Annotated in this window: 15 protein-coding genes; 7 read left to right on the top strand and 8 right to left on the bottom strand. The window is 68.7% G+C overall.

Going from position 1 to position 17,063, the window contains the following annotated elements; all coding sequences use genetic code 11:
- Positions 1 to 4 precede the first annotated feature (4 nt).
- A complete protein-coding gene (locus tag OHO83_RS10085) occupies positions 5 to 961 on the top strand; it encodes a helix-turn-helix transcriptional regulator (protein ID WP_266675894.1) in 957 nt (318 codons plus the stop codon).
- A 291-nt stretch (positions 962 to 1,252) separates the two neighbouring features.
- Here OHO83_RS10085 and OHO83_RS10090 read toward each other — a convergent pair whose 3' ends face one another.
- Entirely contained in the window at positions 1,253 to 1,846 is a 594-nt protein-coding gene (locus tag OHO83_RS10090; RefSeq protein WP_330279256.1) for a TetR/AcrR family transcriptional regulator, read from the bottom strand.
- A gap of 90 nt (positions 1,847 to 1,936) precedes the next feature.
- Between OHO83_RS10090 and OHO83_RS10095 the strand changes: the two genes are divergently transcribed.
- Together OHO83_RS10095 and OHO83_RS10100 are read left to right on the top strand one after the other, a co-directional pair.
- Positions 1,937 to 2,887 (top strand): alpha/beta fold hydrolase, encoded by a 951-nt coding sequence (locus tag OHO83_RS10095; RefSeq protein ID WP_330279257.1) that lies wholly within the window; start codon positions 1,937 to 1,939, stop codon positions 2,885 to 2,887.
- 587 nt (positions 2,888 to 3,474) lie between these two features.
- Positions 3,475 to 4,695: a metallophosphoesterase gene (locus OHO83_RS10100; protein WP_330279258.1), complete on the top strand. Its 1,221-nt coding sequence runs from the start codon at positions 3,475 to 3,477 to the stop codon at positions 4,693 to 4,695.
- A gap of 301 nt (positions 4,696 to 4,996) precedes the next feature.
- Here OHO83_RS10100 and OHO83_RS10105 read toward each other — a convergent pair whose 3' ends face one another.
- Both OHO83_RS10105 and OHO83_RS10110 read right to left on the bottom strand, forming a co-directional pair.
- Positions 4,997 to 7,561: an MFS transporter gene (locus tag OHO83_RS10105; protein ID WP_330279259.1), complete on the bottom strand. Its 2,565-nt coding sequence runs from the start codon at positions 7,559 to 7,561 to the stop codon at positions 4,997 to 4,999.
- Entirely contained in the window at positions 7,554 to 8,075 is a 522-nt protein-coding gene (locus tag OHO83_RS10110) for a MarR family winged helix-turn-helix transcriptional regulator (protein WP_329432881.1), read from the bottom strand. The genes OHO83_RS10105 and OHO83_RS10110 overlap by 8 nt, the downstream gene beginning before the upstream one ends.
- Before the next feature lie 568 nt (positions 8,076 to 8,643).
- On the opposite strand from OHO83_RS10110, the gene OHO83_RS10115 reads away from it, so the two are divergent.
- The 3 genes from OHO83_RS10115 (at position 8,644) to OHO83_RS10125 (ending at position 10,860) form a co-directional block, all read left to right on the top strand.
- Positions 8,644 to 9,039, top strand: a complete 396-nt coding sequence (locus tag OHO83_RS10115) for a PPOX class F420-dependent oxidoreductase (RefSeq protein ID WP_266676841.1) — start codon at positions 8,644 to 8,646, stop codon at positions 9,037 to 9,039.
- Between the two features lie 330 nt (positions 9,040 to 9,369).
- Positions 9,370 to 10,533, top strand: coding sequence for a winged helix DNA-binding domain-containing protein (locus tag OHO83_RS10120; protein WP_330279260.1), 1,164 nt, complete (start codon positions 9,370 to 9,372; stop codon positions 10,531 to 10,533).
- A 102-nt stretch (positions 10,534 to 10,635) separates the two neighbouring features.
- Positions 10,636 to 10,860 (top strand): DUF5959 family protein, encoded by a 225-nt coding sequence (locus OHO83_RS10125; protein ID WP_329432885.1) that lies wholly within the window; start codon positions 10,636 to 10,638, stop codon positions 10,858 to 10,860.
- A 274-nt stretch (positions 10,861 to 11,134) separates the two neighbouring features.
- Here OHO83_RS10125 and OHO83_RS10130 read toward each other — a convergent pair whose 3' ends face one another.
- Positions 11,135 to 12,316: a PP2C family protein-serine/threonine phosphatase gene (locus OHO83_RS10130; protein WP_330279261.1), complete on the bottom strand. Its 1,182-nt coding sequence runs from the start codon at positions 12,314 to 12,316 to the stop codon at positions 11,135 to 11,137.
- A 362-nt stretch (positions 12,317 to 12,678) separates the two neighbouring features.
- Between OHO83_RS10130 and OHO83_RS10135 the strand changes: the two genes are divergently transcribed.
- Positions 12,679 to 13,005: an STAS domain-containing protein gene (locus OHO83_RS10135; RefSeq protein WP_330280747.1), complete on the top strand. Its 327-nt coding sequence runs from the start codon at positions 12,679 to 12,681 to the stop codon at positions 13,003 to 13,005.
- On the opposite strand, the gene OHO83_RS10140 is transcribed toward OHO83_RS10135, so the two are convergent.
- The 4 genes from OHO83_RS10140 to OHO83_RS10155 all read right to left on the bottom strand — a co-directional run bounded on the left by OHO83_RS10140 (position 12,986) and on the right by OHO83_RS10155 (position 17,024).
- Complete coding sequence (locus tag OHO83_RS10140; protein WP_330279262.1) at positions 12,986 to 13,429, bottom strand: response regulator; 444 nt, start codon at positions 13,427 to 13,429, stop codon at positions 12,986 to 12,988. The two genes, OHO83_RS10135 and OHO83_RS10140, sit on opposite strands and share 20 nt — an antisense overlap.
- Entirely contained in the window at positions 13,429 to 15,048 is a 1,620-nt protein-coding gene (locus OHO83_RS10145; protein ID WP_330279263.1) for a sensor histidine kinase, read from the bottom strand. The genes OHO83_RS10140 and OHO83_RS10145 overlap by 1 nt, the downstream gene beginning before the upstream one ends.
- Entirely contained in the window at positions 15,045 to 16,235 is a 1,191-nt protein-coding gene (locus tag OHO83_RS10150) for a PP2C family protein-serine/threonine phosphatase (protein WP_330280748.1), read from the bottom strand. The genes OHO83_RS10145 and OHO83_RS10150 overlap by 4 nt, the downstream gene beginning before the upstream one ends.
- Before the next feature lie 273 nt (positions 16,236 to 16,508).
- Positions 16,509 to 17,024: a MarR family winged helix-turn-helix transcriptional regulator gene (locus OHO83_RS10155; protein ID WP_329432889.1), complete on the bottom strand. Its 516-nt coding sequence runs from the start codon at positions 17,022 to 17,024 to the stop codon at positions 16,509 to 16,511.
- Between the last annotated feature and the right edge of the window lie 39 nt (positions 17,025 to 17,063).

Consider the following 17,063-nt stretch of genomic DNA (forward strand, 5'->3'; position numbering starts at 1 on the left):
CGCCATGGCGAACACCAGCTCACGGACCCTCAGACTGCTCTCGCTGCTGCAGACCCACCGGCACTGGTCCGGCCTGGAACTGGCCGACCGGCTCGGGGTCTCCGAGCGGACGCTGCGCCGCGATGTCGAGCGGCTACGCGAGCTCGGCTACCCGGTCGGCGCGGCACGCGGCACCGACGGCGGCTACCAGCTCGCGCCCGGCGCCGTCCTGCCGCCGCTGCTGCTCGACGACGAGGAGGCGGTGGCCCTCGCGGTGGGCGTCGGCGACGCGGCGCAGAGCGGGATCGCGGGGATGGAGGAGGCATCGCTTCGCGCACTCACCAAGGTGGTGCGGGTCCTGCCGCCCCGGCTGCGGGCCAGGGTGGACGCCTTGCGGGCGATGACCCTCTCCGCTGTCTCGTCCGGGCCGGTCGTCGCGGCGGGGGTGCTCACCGCGGTCGCCCAGGCTTGCCGGGACGAGGAGCGACTGCGGTTCGGCTACACGGCCAGGGGCTCCGCACCCACTGAGCGCGAGGTCGAGCCGCACCGCGTCGTCGCACTCGGAGGACGCTGGTACCTGGTGGCCTACGACCTGAGTCGGCACGACTGGCGCAGTTTCCGCCTCGACCGGCTGACCGAGCCGACGGCGACCGGCACGCGCTTTCGGCCGCGCCTGCTCCCGACCGAGGACGCCGTGGCCTTCGTCCAGGCAGCGAGCGGGGCCCCGGCCCCGCACACGGTCGAGGTCCTTGTGCATGCGCCCTCCGCGCGGGTGCGACAGGTGGTAGGCCGCTGGGGCACGATCGAACCGCTCGACCAGGACAGCTGCCGGCTCACCATGACCTCGACCTCCCTCGATTGGCCGACCCAGGCACTGGGCAACGTGGGCGCCGAGTTCGAGGTCCTGGGGCCGCCGGAGTTCGCCGCGCACGTCCAGGAGTGGGGCACCCGCTTCATCCGGGCCACCCGCGCACCTGCATGACCTTCTTTGCCGTGGCACCCCGGGCGGCCGGCGCGGGCGGGCCGCCCCGACGGTGGCGCGACGTTCGTGGCAGCCGGCGAGGCAGTGGAAAGAGGCGTTCTGCCAGGTGTAGGAAGGCTTGAAAATCGGCCCCACAGCGGTTCGGTCAGCCATGAAGGACAGACAGGCACAGGTCTCCTCGGTGATCACAGAGCGTTGCAACAACGTGGTCGCCAAGACCTGCGGCTGTCCAGCTTGCCGGGGAGGCCTCCTGCCTATTCGTGCGAGCTCTGAGCAGCGCAGCGACACCCCCTAGACCCGTGGCGCCCGCAACGCCTGCGAGAGCGCGCCCATACTGATGTCGGTGATCGCGTGGAGCTGCTCCCGACTCGCCCCGGCCCTGCTCATCACGGCCAGTGACTGGTTGACCGCCGCGAGGTGAACGGCGAAATTGTCGGCGTCACTGTCAGCCAACTTCGCGGCGACCAAGGCGGTCCGCAGCCGCGCACGCTGCAAGCCCAGCGCTTCGATCGCGCGCGCGGCGATGTCGGGACTCAGTGCCGGTATCGCCATCGCGGTTTGGGCGACGAGGCATCCGTCCGGCACGTCAGGGTCGGCGATGCGCTTCAGCGTGACGTCGAAGAACGCCCGTACTGCCCGCAGCGGCTCTTCGGACGCACATGAAAGAGCCTGGTCGTACCTGTCTCCGTACCGCGTGAGGTAGCGGTCCAGGCAACGCGAATAGAGCGAGTCTTTGTCGCCGAGCGAGGCGTAGATGGAACTGCGGTTCAATCCGGTCGCCCTGGAGAGGTCGTCGAGAGATGTGTCGGCGTATCCGGCTCGCCAGAACTGGACCATCGCCGCATCGAGCGCGACGTCCACATCGAACTGCTTCTTCCCGGCCATCGCGCACGCACCTCGTTCTTGAGCCAAGCCGTTGTGGCCCTGCCCATCATATCTTGAACTGAATGGTTCAAGATGCGTTAGCCTCACGCCATGACTGATGCCGCGACCACCGCGAACCACCCTTCGGACCAGAACCCGATCTCCGGGTTGCCCCTGCACGACCTTCCGGGCTTCACTCACCGCTGGGTCGACGCACAAGGCATCCGACTTCATGCCGTTGAAGGCGGTCAGCCGACCGGCCCCGCCGTCGTCCTGCTCGCCGGATTCCCGCAGACCTGGTGGGCCTGGCACAAAGTGGCGCCGGGCCTTGCCCAGCGATTCCGCGTGATCGCAATCGACCTGCCAGGACAAGGCCACTCCGACCGCCCTCACGGCAGCTACGACACGCACACCGTCGCTTCGCGCATCCACGCTGCGGTGACGGCACTCAACGTGCCGAAGTACTGGCTCGTCGCCCACGACATCGGAGCCTGGGTCGCCTTCTCACTCGCTCTGAAGTACGAAGAGCACCTGCACGGTGTCGCCCTGCTCGACGCCGGCATCCCCGGCATCAGCCTCCCGGACGCCATCCCAACGGATCCCGACCGGGCCTGGAAAACCTGGCACTTCGCGTTCCACCTCGTGCCAGATCTCCCCGAGACCCTGCTCGCCGGTCGCGAGCGCGACTACGTCAGCTGGTTCCTGAAGACCAAAGCACTCTCCCCGATCACGCACGACAGTGCCGAGATCGACCTCTACACCGCCGCCATCGCGGCAGAGGGCGGGCTTCGAGCGTCTCTCTCCTATTACCGTGACGCCGCGGAATCAGCCCGTAAGAATCACGACGCTCTCAGGCGACAGCACTTGACCCTCCCGGTCCTGGGGATCTCCAGCTCCCACGGCTCGATCCCGGACATGGCCGCTTCCATCAGCCCCTGGGCAGACAACGCGACCGGTGTCGTCATCCCGGACGCCGGACACTTCATTCCTGACGAGCAGCCCGCCGCAGTCGTGGATGCGTTGACGGCGTTCATCACTCACGAGCGTTCTGTGGGCCGATAATTACGTCCGAGCAGGTCACCGCCGTCATGGCGTCGATCGCACGGCACGGCAGGACGGTCACTCGCGCGGCTCCGTCTCCCCTACCTGACCGCTACTCACCTCGCGCCGCCCTGCGCATGCTGCCCTCGAGCGACCACACCAAAGTCGCCGAAACCCTCCCCCGACACCACCAGCTCGCCGCCCTCGAGCGCCAACTCGACTCGTCGAACGTGAAGTTCAGCCCCGAAGACCGGGGCGTCCGCGCCGCGCTCTGGCCCCGCTGTCCCGTACGGTGTGCGCCGACTCCGGCCGCTCGTCCGCCCGGACACCATCTTGCGACAGCCTCGCAACCCGCTCCGGCGGCGCCACACAAGAGCCTCCTGCAACAAGCAGCCCGCTAACGCGCGCTCCACCGGCGGCAGCACCAAGCCGGGGCAGCAGCGCCCTGATCGCGGCTCATGCCAAGGGAGGTGTCCACGGCGAAGTCTCTTGCCATCCCGCACAGAACCCTTCGCCCCAAGGGGCCGCACCCATCAACGCCGGTCCGGCCGGCCCGAGGGCGACCGGATACAGTGCGCGGGACGGCAGCTTGGTTTGTGAGGGGAAGCGTGACCGACACCAGCGACACCCGACCCGCCGACAGTGAAGCGCAAGCGCCACGGCCGAGCCGGCTGCACCGCCTGATGCGCTTCATCCCTCTGATCGCCCCCGTCCTGCTGTGGGCCGTGCCCTGCTGGGTGCTCCTGCACAGCGGCCAGCACTGGCCGCTGCCCATCACGCTCGCCGGCACCGCCCTGTTCGCCCTCGGCCTCGTCGGTATGCCGCTCGCGATGGTGCGCGGCCACGGCCGGCGCCAGCAGGACCGGGCGGCGATCACCGGTGACACCCTGCTGGGCACCAGCTGGGTACTGTTCACCTGGTCCGTCCTGCTCGGCGTCCTTTTGCGGCTCGTCCTGACCGTGGCCGGCGTCGGCGAGAGTCAGGACCGGGCCCGAATCGTCACCTGGGCCGTCCTCGGCGTAACCGCCGTACTACTCGCCTGGGGGTACGCCGAGGCCCGCCGCGTGCCACGCGTGCGCCGACTCGACGTGCAACTCCCCCGCCTGGGTGCCGGGTTGGACGGCACCCGCGTCGTCCTCATCACCGACACCCACTACGGTCCCCTCGATCGCGCTCGCTGGTCGGCACGGGTATGCGAGACGGTGAACACCCTGGAAGCCGACCTGGTCTGCCACACCGGTGACATCGCGGACGGCACCGCCGAACGCCGCCGCGCCCAGGCCGCCCCACTCGGAACCGTGCGGGCCACCCGGGCCCGTGTATACGTCACCGGCAACCACGAGTACTACAGCGAGGCCCAGGGCTGGGTGGACCTGATGGACGAGCTGGGCTGGGAGCCGCTGCGCAACCGCCATCTGCTGCTCGAACGCGGAGGCGACACCCTCGTGGTCGCCGGCGTGGACGACGTCACCGCCGAGTCCTCCGGCCTGGCAGGCCACCGCGCCCATCTCGCCGGAGCCCTGCACGGCGCCGACCCCGACCTGCCCGTCCTGCTCCTGGCCCACCAGCCCAAGTTCATCGACCGGGCGGCAGCCGCCGGCATCGACCTCCAGCTCTCCGGCCACACCCACGGCGGCCAGATCTGGCCCTTCCACCACCTGGTCCGCATCGACCAGCCCGCCCTCGCCGGCCTCAGCCACCACGGCCCCCGCACCCTCCTCTACACCAGCCGCGGCACCGGCTTCTGGGGCCCACCATTCCGCGTCTTCGCCCCCAGCGAGATCACCCTGCTCGTGCTCCGCTCCCCACACCCGCCCACCTCGATGTAGCACTCGACGGGCCGACGCATCCGCTTCGAGCAGTCCACGAGCCGAGGGTGCAGCGTCGAAAGACGGCCAGGCCCCGCCCTTGCCGAACCTCGTCCGCCTTTCGCTGCGCAGCAGATCACGGTGCTGGAGCGGCAACTGGGCCTGCTGAATGTTTTACGGGCCGGTCGCGACGCCCAGCCGGCAGAGCGAGAGGCCCCCTCGTTCACGGGGGGCCTCTCGCCCTCGCACTCCAGGCATCAGCTCATCTCAAGCTGATGCAGATGAAAGCGACCTCTCAGGCTTTCGGGGGCACCAGTATCGGTCAGTGCCCCAGATTCACGTCCGCTTCCTTCTCGCCCTCGCCGCTCACCAGCAGCGGCACGGCCTGGGGCGCGTACCCGCTGGCGATCACGGTGTAGTCGCCGGTGTCCAGGTCGTTGAACGCGTAGGCGCCGTTCGCGTCGGTGATGGTCGTGGCGACCGTGTTGCCCGCCGCGTCGAGAAGCGTGACTTGGGCGTCGTCGAGCGGGTGGCCCGCGCGGTTGCGGACGGTGCCGTGGACGTGGGCGCCCGGGTCGAGGCGGATCTCGTGGCGGTTGGCGGCGCCGCCCGCCACCTCGGCCGGTACGGCCGCCGGGCGGTGTCCGGGGGCGCTGACCACGAGGGTGTAGCCGCCGGGGACCAGGTCGGCGAAGCCGAACTCGCCGGTGTGGTCGGCCGCTGCGGAGGCGACGACCTCGCCGCGCACGTCGGTCGCGATGACCAGGGCACCGGGCAGCGGCCGGTCGCCGGGGGTGGCCAGGACCGTGCCGGTCAGGCCGGCCGCGCCGGAGAGCACCAGGTCGAAGTCGACCAGGCCGTCGGCCACCGTGATGGTGGTGGCCTGCGGCTGCCGGGCGCCGCCGGAGGCGATCAGGACGTAGGTTCCCTCGGCCGGCGCGGCGACCGTATAACGGCCGTCCGCCTGCGTCGTCGTACGGCCGAGCTGGCTGCCGCGCAGGTCGATCAGCGTGACCACGGCGCCCGCCACGGGCGATCCCACGCTGTCGCGGATGTGGCCGCGGACGCCCGAGGCAGGTTCGTCCGCGAGGGCGGTGGCGAGCGAGGCGACCGGGGCTGCCTCCACCGCTTCCGCCGTGTCCGCCAGCGCCGTCACGGGCGTCTCGGCGGCGTCGTCCGAAGCGGTGCCGTTCTCCTCCGCCGCCCGTGCCTCCAGGCCCGACATCTTGCGCAGCGGGACCTCCTTGGTCCACAGGACCATGAGGAACGCGACCGCGATGACGCCCGCCGCGATCAGGAACACCACATGCATGGAGTCGGCGAAGCCCTGTTTGAAGGGCTCCGACAGGCGCGGGTCCAGGTGCTGGATGAACGACGAGTCGCTCAGTACGTCGGAGCCGCCGCCCGCGCCGGGGTGCCGCAGCATGTCGAGGACCGGCTTGTTGGCCGGGTCGGACAGGACCGCCGGATCGTGCAGCGCGGCCTGGAACTGGGGCGTCCCGGCGGCCGACTTGAACGCCGAGGAGATCTTGTCGCCGACGTTCGAGAACAGCACCGACAGGAAGATGGCCGTACCGGCGGTGGCGCCCATCTGCCGGAAGAACGTGGACGACGCGGTCGCCACTCCCATGTCCTGCGGCGGCACGGCGTTCTGCACGGCGAGCACCAGGGTCTGCATGCAGCCGCCGAGGCCGAGGCCGAAGACGAGCATGTAGATCATGCTCTCCCACAGCGGGGTGTCCCACTGGACCTTGAAGTGGAAGAGCAGCAGCGCCGTGACCATGAGGACGGTGCCGATGGTCGGGAAGATCTTGTAGCGGCCGGTCTTCGCGGTGATCTGGCCGGAGACGACGGACGCGATGATCATGCCGACCATCAGCGGCAGCATCTCGAGACCGGACTTGGTCGGGCTCGCGCCCTTCACGATCTGCAGGTACTGCGGGATCATCAGCATCCCGCCGAACATGCCCGCGCCGATCAGGACGGACAGGAGGCTGGTCTTGCTGAAGATCGCGTTGCGGAACAAGCGCATCGGGATCAGCGCGTCGTCGCCCATCCGGCGCTCGACGAGGATCCAGGAGATGATGCCCACGACGCCGATGCCGTAGCAAGAAAGGGACTTGGACGAGTCCCAGCCCCACTCACGGCCCTGCTCGGCCACCAGGAGCAGCGGCACGACGCCGAGCGCGATGGTGAACGCGCCCCACCAGTCGATCCGCCGGTCGCGGCGGGTGTGGGGGATGTTGAGGACCTTGGCGACGACGAACAGCGCGATGATGCCGATCGGCACGTTCACCAGGAACACCCAGCGCCAGCCGACGACGCCCAGGATGCTGTCCTGCCCGGCGAGGAAGCCGCCGATGAGCGGCCCCGCGACGCTGGAGGTGGCGAAGGTGGCGAGCATGTAGCCCTGATAGCGGGCCCGTTCGCGGGGCGGCACGATGTCGCCGATGATCGCGAGGGCGAGGGACATCAGGCCGCCGGCGCCGATGCCCTGCAGGGCGCGGAACGCGGCGAGTTCGGTCATCGACGTCGAGAACGTGCACGCCGCCGAGCCGATGATGAAGATGCTGATCGCGCCCAGGAAGTAGGGCTTACGGCCGTGCAGGTCGGACAGCTTGCCGTAGAGCGGCGTCGCGATCGTCGAGGTGATCAGGTACGCCGTCGTCGCCCACGCCTGCTGGCTGAGGCCGTGCAGGTCGTCCGCGATGGTGCGGATCGAGGTGGAGACGATGGTCTGGTCGAGCGCGGCCAGGAACATGCCCAGCATCAGACCGCTCAGAATGGTCAGGATCTGACGGTGGCTCAGGCCACCGCCGGAGGAGGCGGGCATCGCCTCCGTGTGCTTAGCGGTGTCTCGGCTCGGTGCCGACACGGCCTCACTCATGCTTGCTTGCTCCCTGCTGCGCCCCGGCTTCGGACTGAGTCCCGTCGCCGTGGCGTTCATGTTGATGCGCTACCAGGTCGTCGTTGAGGCGTGTCATCAGCCGGATCAGCTGATACCGGTCCTCTGGGGGCCAGGGGTCGAGGAGCTCCGCCAGCTGCGCGTCGCGCTGCTGGCGGTACTTCTCGTACACCGCCCTGCCGGACTCGGTCGCGTACAGCAGCGTGCCGCGCCGGTCCTCCGGGTCGGGCCGCCGCTCGATCAGGCCGCGCTCCACCATGGAGCGGACCTGACGGCTGACCGTCGACAGGTCGAGGAAGGTCTCGGCGGCCAGATCGGTGGCCCGCTGCTCCCCGTCCCGCAGGAGCCGGGCCAGCAGGACGCGCTCACCCGCGCCCTGCTCCAGCTTGGCCTGGCTCCTGCGTGCCGCGACCAGCCGGGTGAAGCGCACGATCTGGTTCCCCAGTCCCGCCCCGGCCTCCTCGGCACTCGCGACACCCGTGTCCCCGGTTGTCATGTACTCCCCCGCTGTGCGGTCATGGACCGTCCCCTCGCCCACTGCCCGCCCCTCTTCCGTTCACATTTTATTGCTTGTAGCTACCAAGTGAGTGTAGAGGGCCCGCAACGACGTCCGGTACAGGGCCCCGGATGCACGACCCGGCGCATGCGGCAGCCCCATGCGCCGGGAGCGAAGGGGCCGACGCGAGAAGCCCTCCGCTTGAGGCGATCGTGCTCTGATGCCGACCGTGCTCGCACCGGCCTCCCCCGGCCTGGCGCCCGCGCTCATCGCCCAGGTCGCGCGTGTGACAGAAGCCCCTCCCGACATGTATCGAAGATCAGCATCAGGTGCAGGATGCAGTCCGCGGAGCTCAAGGAGATCCGGGCGTTCGCCCCTGAGCGTCAGGGACACTGGTCGTTCAGCTCGCAGCAGGCGACGCCACCCGTGCAGACACGACCGGTCACAGCAGCCCTGAGATGCGTTTCCCGCCTGGGCTGAAGCCAGGGATACCCACGCGAGAGAAGGGATGGGCTGGCGGTTCTGATTGGGTGGGTGCCTCCCGCGCCACACGAGAGAGTTGCCCGACATGACATTGCCTAGCGAGCTGACCGAGGTCCTGGGCGGCCCGGCCCTCTGTTTCCTGACGACGCTCATGCCGGACGGTTCGCCGCAGATCACCCAGACCTGGGTCGACTCTGATGGTGACCATGTGGTCATCAACACGGTGACCACTCATCAGAAGATGAAGAACATCCACCGTGATCCGCGCGTCGCCGTTGCCATCGCAGATCCGGCGGAGCCCTCCCGCTACTGGGCAATCCGGGGCCGCGTCATTTCGTCCACGACCGAGGGCGCGGAGGCGCACATCGACAAAGTGGCGCACAAGTACCTCGGCGGACCCTATCCGTGGTTCGGTGGGCGCGACCAGGAGCGCGTCATGCTGACCATCAGCGCCGACAAGGTGCACTCGCCACGCGGTTGAGCGATGGACGGTGCGCCTGCCGGCGATGTCATCCACCCTGGTCAAGGTCGTACTGGCGGCCTGCGGCATCGTGCTCGGCTGTGCTGCCGCGTCTGGCCTGCCTCTCGATGCCGAATGCCTTCACCGCGCTCCGACTGCTAGCGATGAGCGACCGTGACAAGGACACCGAGATCCTGGTGCTCCGCCATCAAACTCGCGGTCCCGGAGCGTCAACTGCAAGGAGACAGAGTGCGGTTCGCCTGGCGATCTGCCCTTCGGAGAGATAGGGACGTCCGGGTACCCCGTAAAGGCGGACAGCTTCTGGCCTAGATGACGGTTAGCGTCAGGCGTATGCCGACACGCACCGTGAGCTGGTCCGGGGCGAACGCCCGCCGTATCGAGCGCCAGGGCCTGGCCGCACCGGCCCCCACCTCCCCGAACGCCATCCCTCTACTCTCCGGCGTCATGCTGGGCGCGCACGCCCAGGTGCTGTCGGCCGCCGAACTCTCCCTCGGGCTGCGCATCGAAGGGGCGACGCGCGCCGATGTGCGACGAGCACTGTGGGAAGAGCGGTCACTGGTCAAGACGTACGGCCCGCGCGGCACCGTACATCTGCTGGCCGCTGGGGACGTGCCGATGTGGACCGGCGCGCTCTCCGCGATCCCCGGCCGGGTCGGCCAGCTCTCCAAGGACATCCGGCTCACAGCGGCACAGACCGACGCAGTCGTAGGTGCCGCAGGAGAGGCCCTGTCCGGCGCAGAGTTGACCGCCGACGAGCTGACGGAAGCCATCATGGCGCGAACCGGGTCCTGGGCCGGTGACCTCGTCCTTCCCGCCTTCCAGGGTATGTGGCCGCGCTGGCGGCAGGCGATGCACACGGCGGCGCACCGCGGGGTGCTCGCGTTCGGGCCGAACCGCGGGCAGAAGGTGACGTACACGAACCCCGGCGCGGTCCCGATGGAGCAGAACGCGGCGCTCTTCGAGCTCGTGCGCCGCTATCTGTACGCGTACGGTCCGGCCACCTCGCAGCATTTCGCCAAGTGGCTTGCGGAACCGCGAGGTTGGGCGAGCGCATTCTTCGAAGAGCTGGCCCGGGGCGGGGAGGTCGAGGAGGTCGACTTCGAGGGAGTCGGGGAGGCGTGGGTGGCGGCGGGGGACACCGAGTTCCGCGGCTCGGGAGAACGAGCTGAAGGGGTGCGGCTCCTCCCCTACTTCGACGCCTTCGGGATCGCCTCGCAGCCGCGCGAACTGCTCTTCCCGGGAAGGGCCGCCGAGCGTGCGCTGGCGGGCGGCCAGGCCGGTAACTATCCGCTGCTGCTGGTGGACGGAACCGTGGCCGGGGTGTGGCACCAACGCCGTTCGGGAAAGCGCATCGCGGTCACCGTCGAGCCGCTGGAGAGGCTCACGGCCGGGCAGCTGAAGGAACTGGAACTGCAGACGGCACGTGTCGGCGACGTGGCGGAAGGGGCGGTGGAGTTGACCGTGGGAAAGGTGTCGGTAGGGCCGCACGCTTAGAACTCCCAACAGTATGAGGCTGGGCAACCGGGTTGTACCCGACGATCTGGGTGACCACCATGAGCCTTGGCGGTTGTGAGCGGGCCTGACAGAGGGTGCACGGTGGAACTGATCAACCTCTCGGATGGCGGCAATAGCTTCCGGCTGCGTGTGCTGGGGCGCCAGTCTCCGGGACTGCTGCATCTTCACGACCGGCTCGACGCGGAGGTCCTCGTCGCGAGCAGTTTCGTCAGTGGTCGACTGGCCATGACTCTTGTGCCATCCGACTTGGAGGACTGGTCGCGCGCTTTGGACCTGCTCGCTGCAGGAGCACGACGAGCGCGGTGACCGCGACCGGGGACAGCGTCGCCCTGAAGTAGCCCGACGGTGGGCCGGCACCGGAATGTCCGGTGCCGGCCCTGTGGGTGCCCGAAACTCGGGCACTGGTGCTGCTCCGGGGTTTGCGGTCGAGGTTGGGCAAGGCGGGACCCTGCCCCATGGCTCTGCGACTGCTGTACCCGGCCTTCTTGAAGGTCCTGGGATGGATGGCGTTGCCGACCGGGTCAGAGGCGTCGAAGAACGCGGAGGTTCTCGTGCTGCGGCACCAGCTCGGGCTGAGCGCTCATCGGATGACGGGGGTGTCGCGGCCGAACCAGTCCAGGCAGACGACCAGTTCGTCGTCGGAGGCGGCGGCATCACCGCGGTAGTCGGCCAGTTCACCGAGCACGGCGCGCGGCACCGCAGCGGCGGGAAGGAGGCTGGCTGCCTGGATGGCGCGTGCCAGCGCACGCTCGCCGTACTTCTCATCCGCCTGCCCTGCGGCGGCGTAGACCCCATCGCTCACGAAGATCATCCGGTCGCCGGGGAGTACCTCGAATACCTGGGCCGCGTAGGGGGTGTCATCGAACATGCCCAGGGGGAACTGCGCCTCGAAGGGGACACGCTCCACGACCTTGTCGCGCTGGCGCCACAGCTGGGGGGATCCTGCGTCGACCACCTGAACCTTCCCTGTGGCGAGTTCGAAGGACAGCAGCAGGGTGGATACGTATTGCGTGCCCCTGTGCTGGGCGTAGAGGGCCTGATCGGCGAGGGCTGCCTGATCGGCGATGCCGATTCCCGCGCGGCGCGCGTTGCGCAGTGCGTTGACGGCGAGGTTGGTGAGCAGGGAGGCTTGGATTCCCTCGCCCATGCCGTTGGTGATGCAGAGCGTCAGGGTCTCGGCGGTGGTGGCCCAGTCGAAGTTGTCGCCATGGATGGCGTAGGCCGGTTCCAACTGTGCTCCGACGGCGTATTCCTGGCGCGTGCAGGAGCGGCCGGGCAGGAGTTGCCACTGCATTTCGGCTGCAAGGGTGAGGCGGCTGGCCCGCCGGGCCTGGAGGTAGAGGTCGGTGTCCCGCTCGGCGACGACGATCTCGTGTCCCAAGAGCTCGGCGGCGTCCGTCAGGTCGTCGACGGCCTGGGGGGTGCATCTGTGTTTGGGTAGGCGCACGGTGAGGATGCCGAGTCTGTCGCCGCGTACGGTGACCGGCAGGTGCAGGTCGACTGCCCCGTCCTGTGCCGCGTACTGGCCGTAGGGCTCTTGGCTCCCGAACGCTCTTCCCTCAGGGCTGGCGTGCAGGGAAAGCGGCTCGTTGGTGTGGGGCAGGGCCGTGACCGGTTGCAGGACCGTGAGGCCGTAGTCGGCCATGAGGAGCTCCACACTGAGGGCTTCGTAGTGCTCGATCAGTGCGGCGCGTGCCGCATCGAGAAGAGCATGTGGGGCTGCGCTGCGCACGGCGCGTTCCACGGCCAGGAATCCGCTCACCGTTGGCCTGCTTTCGTCATGTCGGGATGTGCCGGACGAAGCAGCGTAGCGGTGTGTCTGGCCCTCTTTGGCCGGTGCCCTGGTGGTTTGCTCGGTCTCGCGGTGCCCGCTGGCGCCGCGCCAACACTTGACCAAAGGCAAGTGTTGCCATTTAGTAACTATTTGTTCAATGGTGGCTCGCTCGCATCATGGGCACAGCCTGTCGGCCGGGTTCCGCGCAGCAGCGGGACTCCCAACGAGGAGGGCCTCCCGTCCCGTCGAGGCCGTGGCCGGCTTTCGCCGCCACCGTTTGAGGGGCCAGTCCTGGCCACCAGAGGCGCCGGTCAGGCAATGAGTCTCGTCTCCCACTGTCGCCAGGTGGTCTGGTCCTGGCCGGGTCCGGGGAAGTGGACCTGGAGTCGGTAGAACCCTTGAGACTGGCACTGGCCGGAGCAGCGAACGATGGTGACCGGACGATGGTGGCAGATCTGTCGGCGGTCGTGTGCGCGCACGCCGCCATCATCAATGCGCTCCTGCCGGCCCGTCTTTCACTCGGGAGCCGGGTGCGCATCGCCGCGCTGTCCTGGCCTGTTCTGCGGCTGGTGCAGATTCTCGGCGTGGATCACGCCTTCGCTCTGCACGCCGGGCTCCAGGAGGCACTGCGTGACGGACCTGCCCCGGAGGGCGGCGTCAGCTCTTCGGCAGCTTGACCACGGTGACGAAGAAGTCATCGATCTGGCGGATGGCCAGGATGAACTGATCGAGGTCCACAGGCTTGGTCACATACGCGTTGGCGTGGAGTTTGTAGCTCCGCAGGATGTCCTCCTCGGCGGAGGAGGTGGTCAGGACGACCACGGGGATGTGATTGAGATCCGGGTCGGACTTGATTCGCTCCAAGACCTGGCGGCCGTCGTACTTGGGAAGGTTCAGGTCCAGCAGAATCAGGTCGGGCCGCGGCGCCCCGGCGTGCTCCCCACGCCGGTAGAGGAAGTCGAGCGCTTCCAGGCCGTCCCGCACCACATGGAGGGTGTTTCCGATCTTGTTGTCCTCGAATGCCTCCCGGGGCATGAGTTCGTCGCCCGCGTCGTCCTCGACGAGGAGCACCTCGATGGGCTGGGCCGGGGGCGTGGTCATCAGGCGATTCCTTCGGTGGTGAGTGTGTGGGATGAGTCGGCGTCCGTCGCCATCACACGAGGGATGGTGAGGACGAGGCGAGTGCCGTCCGTGTGAGACGTGTCCACCCCGATACGGCCGCCGCCGTGCTCGACGATCTTCCGGCACAAGGAGAGACCGATTCCGGTGCCGTCGTACGCGTCGCGGCTGTGCAAGCGCTGAAAGATGACAAAGACCTTCTCGGCGAACTCGGGCGCGATACCGATGCCGTTGTCGGTGACGGTGAACCGCAGGAAGCCGGGCTCGTCATCGTCCGCGACCTCCACAGTGATATGCGGGTCCCGGTCCGCGGCGCGGAACTTGATCGCGTTGCCCAGCAGGTTCTGCCACAGCATCGTGAGCAGCATGGGATCCCCCATCACCGCCGGCAGGTCGTCCGGGCGCTCGATGCGCACGTCGTGCTCCTCCACCGCAGCGGCCAGGTTACGCAACGCACGGTCGAAGACGGCGTTCTGGTCGACGGCTCCATAGGCGTCGTTGAGGCGCCCTACGCGGGAGAAGGTCAGCAGGTCGTTGATGAGGATCTGCATCCGCTTGGCGCCGTCGACCGCGAACGCGATGTACTGCAGGCCTCGTTCGTCGAGTTTCTCGCCGTACCGCCGCTCCAGGAGCTGGCAGAACGAAGCCACCTTGCGCAGTGGCTCCTGCAGATCGTGAGAGGCGACGTAGGCGAACTGCTCGAGTTCGGCGTTCGACCGGCGCAGCTCGACCGCCTGGGCGTCCATCTGTGTCGCCTGTTCGGCCAGCGCGGCCTCGCTGTGCCGGGCAGTGGTCAATTCGCCCACCACGCGCAGGCGCATGGCCTCCACCGCCTGTGACAGGGCGCGCAGATCGGCGGGCCCCCGCGCCGGGATGGGATGGCCGAAGTCTCCGTCCGCCACGTGTCGGGCAGCACTGCGTACGGCCTCCATCGGGCGTACGACGGTGACACGCAGGAGCACGGTCATGCCCGCCCCGGTCAGCACGAGGAGGACCAGGACCCCGAAGAAGGCGCGGTCGCGCTGGGAGCGTGTTTCCTCCAGGCGCAACTGGGCTTCGTTCTGGTCCTTGCCGAGCTGGGCGTGCAGGGCGGTCAGGCGCTCACGTACCTGGTCGAAGTCCTTCTTCCCCCGGGCGAGCGAGACGACCTTGCCGTTCGTCTCCTTGGCCTTGATGGCCGGCATGGCGAATTCCTCGCGCCATGTGCGTACGTCCGACTCGAGCGCGCTGAGAGCGGCGGAGCCATCGGTCCCCTCGGCGACCAGGGCCTCCAAGTCGTCCCGGGACCGGTCCTCGGCAGTGACGCCACGCCGGTAGGGCTCCAGCAGGGTTTTGTCCCCGGTCAGGAGGTAGCCGCGGACTCCGGTCTCCTGGTCCAGGAGAGCCGCTTGCAGCTGGAAGGCGTCCGTGCGGGCCGGAGCGATCGTGCCGACCAGCCGGTCCGTGGCGTCGGTCGTGCGCGACAACACGGTCGCCGAGACGCCGGCGGCCACCAGCGTCACGATGCCCATGACCGTGAGGACGAGCAGGAACCATGCCCTGACGGTGAGAACGCGGGGTGTGACGTCGGCCGCCAGGTCTTGCTTCTGTTCGGGTGTCATGTGGTGCTGTTCCATTCGACAAGCAGGACGGCGACATCGTCGGCAAGACCACCGCTTGACGCGGCAAGTGTTTCGGCGGCACGGATCACGGTGTCCACGAACAGGCCCGGCGGATGGTGTGCATGGGTTGCAGCGATCTCCAGGAGGCCGTCCTCCCCCAGACGTTCCGGCCCCTCCCCCACACGGCCTTCGATCAGACCGTCCGTGAACATCATGACCATGTCGTGCCCGGTGAGCTGCACGCGGGTCACCGGCCAGGCTGCCACCCCGGGCAGAATCCCCAGCATCGGGCCGCCCGGCACCTCCTCCAGACGCACGCCTCGCTCGCGCGAGCGCACCAGGAGCCCCGGGTGGCCCGCACGCACGACGTTCACCGCCGGCTCGCCGGCGGCCCGGGTCAGGCAGCTGAGGGTGGCGAAGACTTCCGGACGGGAGCGCTCGGCAACCAGGATCTGCTCCAGCAGTTCCAGCAGTTGCTGGTCTCGGGCTCCGGCCAGAACGAAGGAACGCCAGGCCACCCTCATGCAGACGCCCAACGCCGCTGCGTCGGGTCCATGTCCCGAGACGTCACCCACAAGGGCATGCGTGGTTCCGTCCGGCGTCTGGACGACATCGTAGAAGTCACCGCCGAGCAGGGCCTGTGCGCGCCCCGGCTGGTAGCGGGCATGGACCACGACGCTGTCGTCGAGCAGGAGGGGTCTTGGGAGCAACCCGCGCTCCAAGCGCGCGTTCTCCTCGGCTCGCAGCCTGCCCGCCTGCAGGGCGGCCGCGGCCTGCTCGGTGTGCTTACGCTGGATCGCGTAGCGGATGGCGCGCACGAACAGGTCAGGTTCCAGCCGCCCTTTGATCAGGTAGTCCTGGGCGCCGGCTGCGACCGCCGCAAGGCCTGCCTGTTCCTCGGCCAGACCGGTCAGGACCACCACGGCCGCATCGTCGGCCCGCTGCAGCACCTTCTCCAGGGCTTCCAGGCCTTGGGCGTCAGGCAGGTGCAAGTCGAGCAGGACGCAGTGCGGCATGTGCTCTTCGAGTTCAGCGAGGGCGTCGGCCAGCGACCTCGACCATCGCAGCCCCATGGGCACACCACTGTCGGCGACGAGTTCCTCGACAAGGAGGGCGTCCCCGTCGTCGTCCTCGATCAGCAGGACGTCGGGCTGGGCACCGTCCCACTGACTGGGGGCGCCCTGCATGCCGGTGAAGCTCGGCGGCACCAGGGCAGGGGCGGGTGCTGCGGGTGGGGAGGGCGCAGGGACGAGGGGGCCTCGGGCATTCAAGCCAGATACTGATTCAGGGCCGGTGCCCATGGCAGGGTGTCTCCTCTCACCATGGGCAGTGGGGGCCCATGGGGCCGCCCAAGCGCGTCCGCGAAGAGACTAAAACGATCAGTTGCCTTTTGGCAACTGTTGCGTATGGGTAGAGATCTCGACCTGGCGGCCCACTGATTCAGAGGACGGGCGCCAAACTCAGGCCGGGCGTGCGATCCGCAAGCGCGCCTCTTCCGGGAGGGCGGCGGCTTCACTGTCCTTCCGTGCCCCGGCCGCCCCATCGACGATCAACGCGGCCGCATCCCGGAACGCCGTCAGCCCCTGGGCGAGATACCCGAGCGCCTCCGGAGACATCGCGTCGAGTACGGGGCGCACTTCATCCGCCTCGCACTTGCGCACCTCCTCAAGGAGAGCTCGACCCTGCCTGCTCAGATAGAGCTCCAGCTCCCGGCGGCTCGTGACGCTGAGGCGCCGCTCCACCAGCCCGGCCGCCTCAAGGCGGTCACACAGACGGCTCGTGGCGGGTGGGGTCGACCCCAGAGCATCACCCAGTGCCCGGAGGTTGCTGCCCTCGATCCTTCCGATCGCGAGCAGCGCGCGCATCTGCGACGCGGAGACGGGTCCGGACGGCATCCTGCCGTGGGCCCTGCCGCGAAGAACGCCGAGCAGTCCTGTCACCTCGGCGGCGATGTCCGCTGCTTCTGAGGGGGGCATAGGGCTTGGGCGCATCATCTCACTCTGCCACCTTCGAGG

It is taken from the genome of Streptomyces sp. NBC_00569, from assembly GCF_036345255.1.
Taxonomy (GTDB): domain Bacteria; phylum Actinomycetota; class Actinomycetes; order Streptomycetales; family Streptomycetaceae; genus Streptomyces.

Excerpts from the sequence above, each read along its gene's own strand:
- OHO83_RS10155 (WP_329432889.1), bottom strand. The coding sequence starts at position 17,024 with ATGCCCCCCTCAGAAGCAGCGGACATCGCCGCCGAGGTGACAGGACTG.
- OHO83_RS10120 (WP_330279260.1), top strand. The coding sequence starts at position 9,370 with ATGCCGACACGCACCGTGAGCTGGTCCGGGGCGAACGCCCGCCGTATC.
- OHO83_RS10090 (WP_330279256.1), bottom strand. The coding sequence starts at position 1,846 with ATGGCCGGGAAGAAGCAGTTCGATGTGGACGTCGCGCTCGATGCGGCG.
- OHO83_RS10095 (WP_330279257.1), top strand. The coding sequence starts at position 1,937 with ATGACTGATGCCGCGACCACCGCGAACCACCCTTCGGACCAGAACCCG.
- OHO83_RS10110 (WP_329432881.1), bottom strand. The coding sequence starts at position 8,075 with ATGACAACCGGGGACACGGGTGTCGCGAGTGCCGAGGAGGCCGGGGCG.
- OHO83_RS10150 (WP_330280748.1), bottom strand. The coding sequence starts at position 16,235 with ATGCAGGGCGCCCCCAGTCAGTGGGACGGTGCCCAGCCCGACGTCCTG.
- OHO83_RS10115 (WP_266676841.1), top strand. The coding sequence starts at position 8,644 with ATGACATTGCCTAGCGAGCTGACCGAGGTCCTGGGCGGCCCGGCCCTC.
- OHO83_RS10085 (WP_266675894.1), top strand. The coding sequence starts at position 5 with ATGGCGAACACCAGCTCACGGACCCTCAGACTGCTCTCGCTGCTGCAG.
- OHO83_RS10145 (WP_330279263.1), bottom strand. The coding sequence starts at position 15,048 with ATGACACCCGAACAGAAGCAAGACCTGGCGGCCGACGTCACACCCCGC.
- OHO83_RS10105 (WP_330279259.1), bottom strand. The coding sequence starts at position 7,561 with ATGAGTGAGGCCGTGTCGGCACCGAGCCGAGACACCGCTAAGCACACG.
- OHO83_RS10140 (WP_330279262.1), bottom strand. The coding sequence starts at position 13,429 with ATGACCACGCCCCCGGCCCAGCCCATCGAGGTGCTCCTCGTCGAGGAC.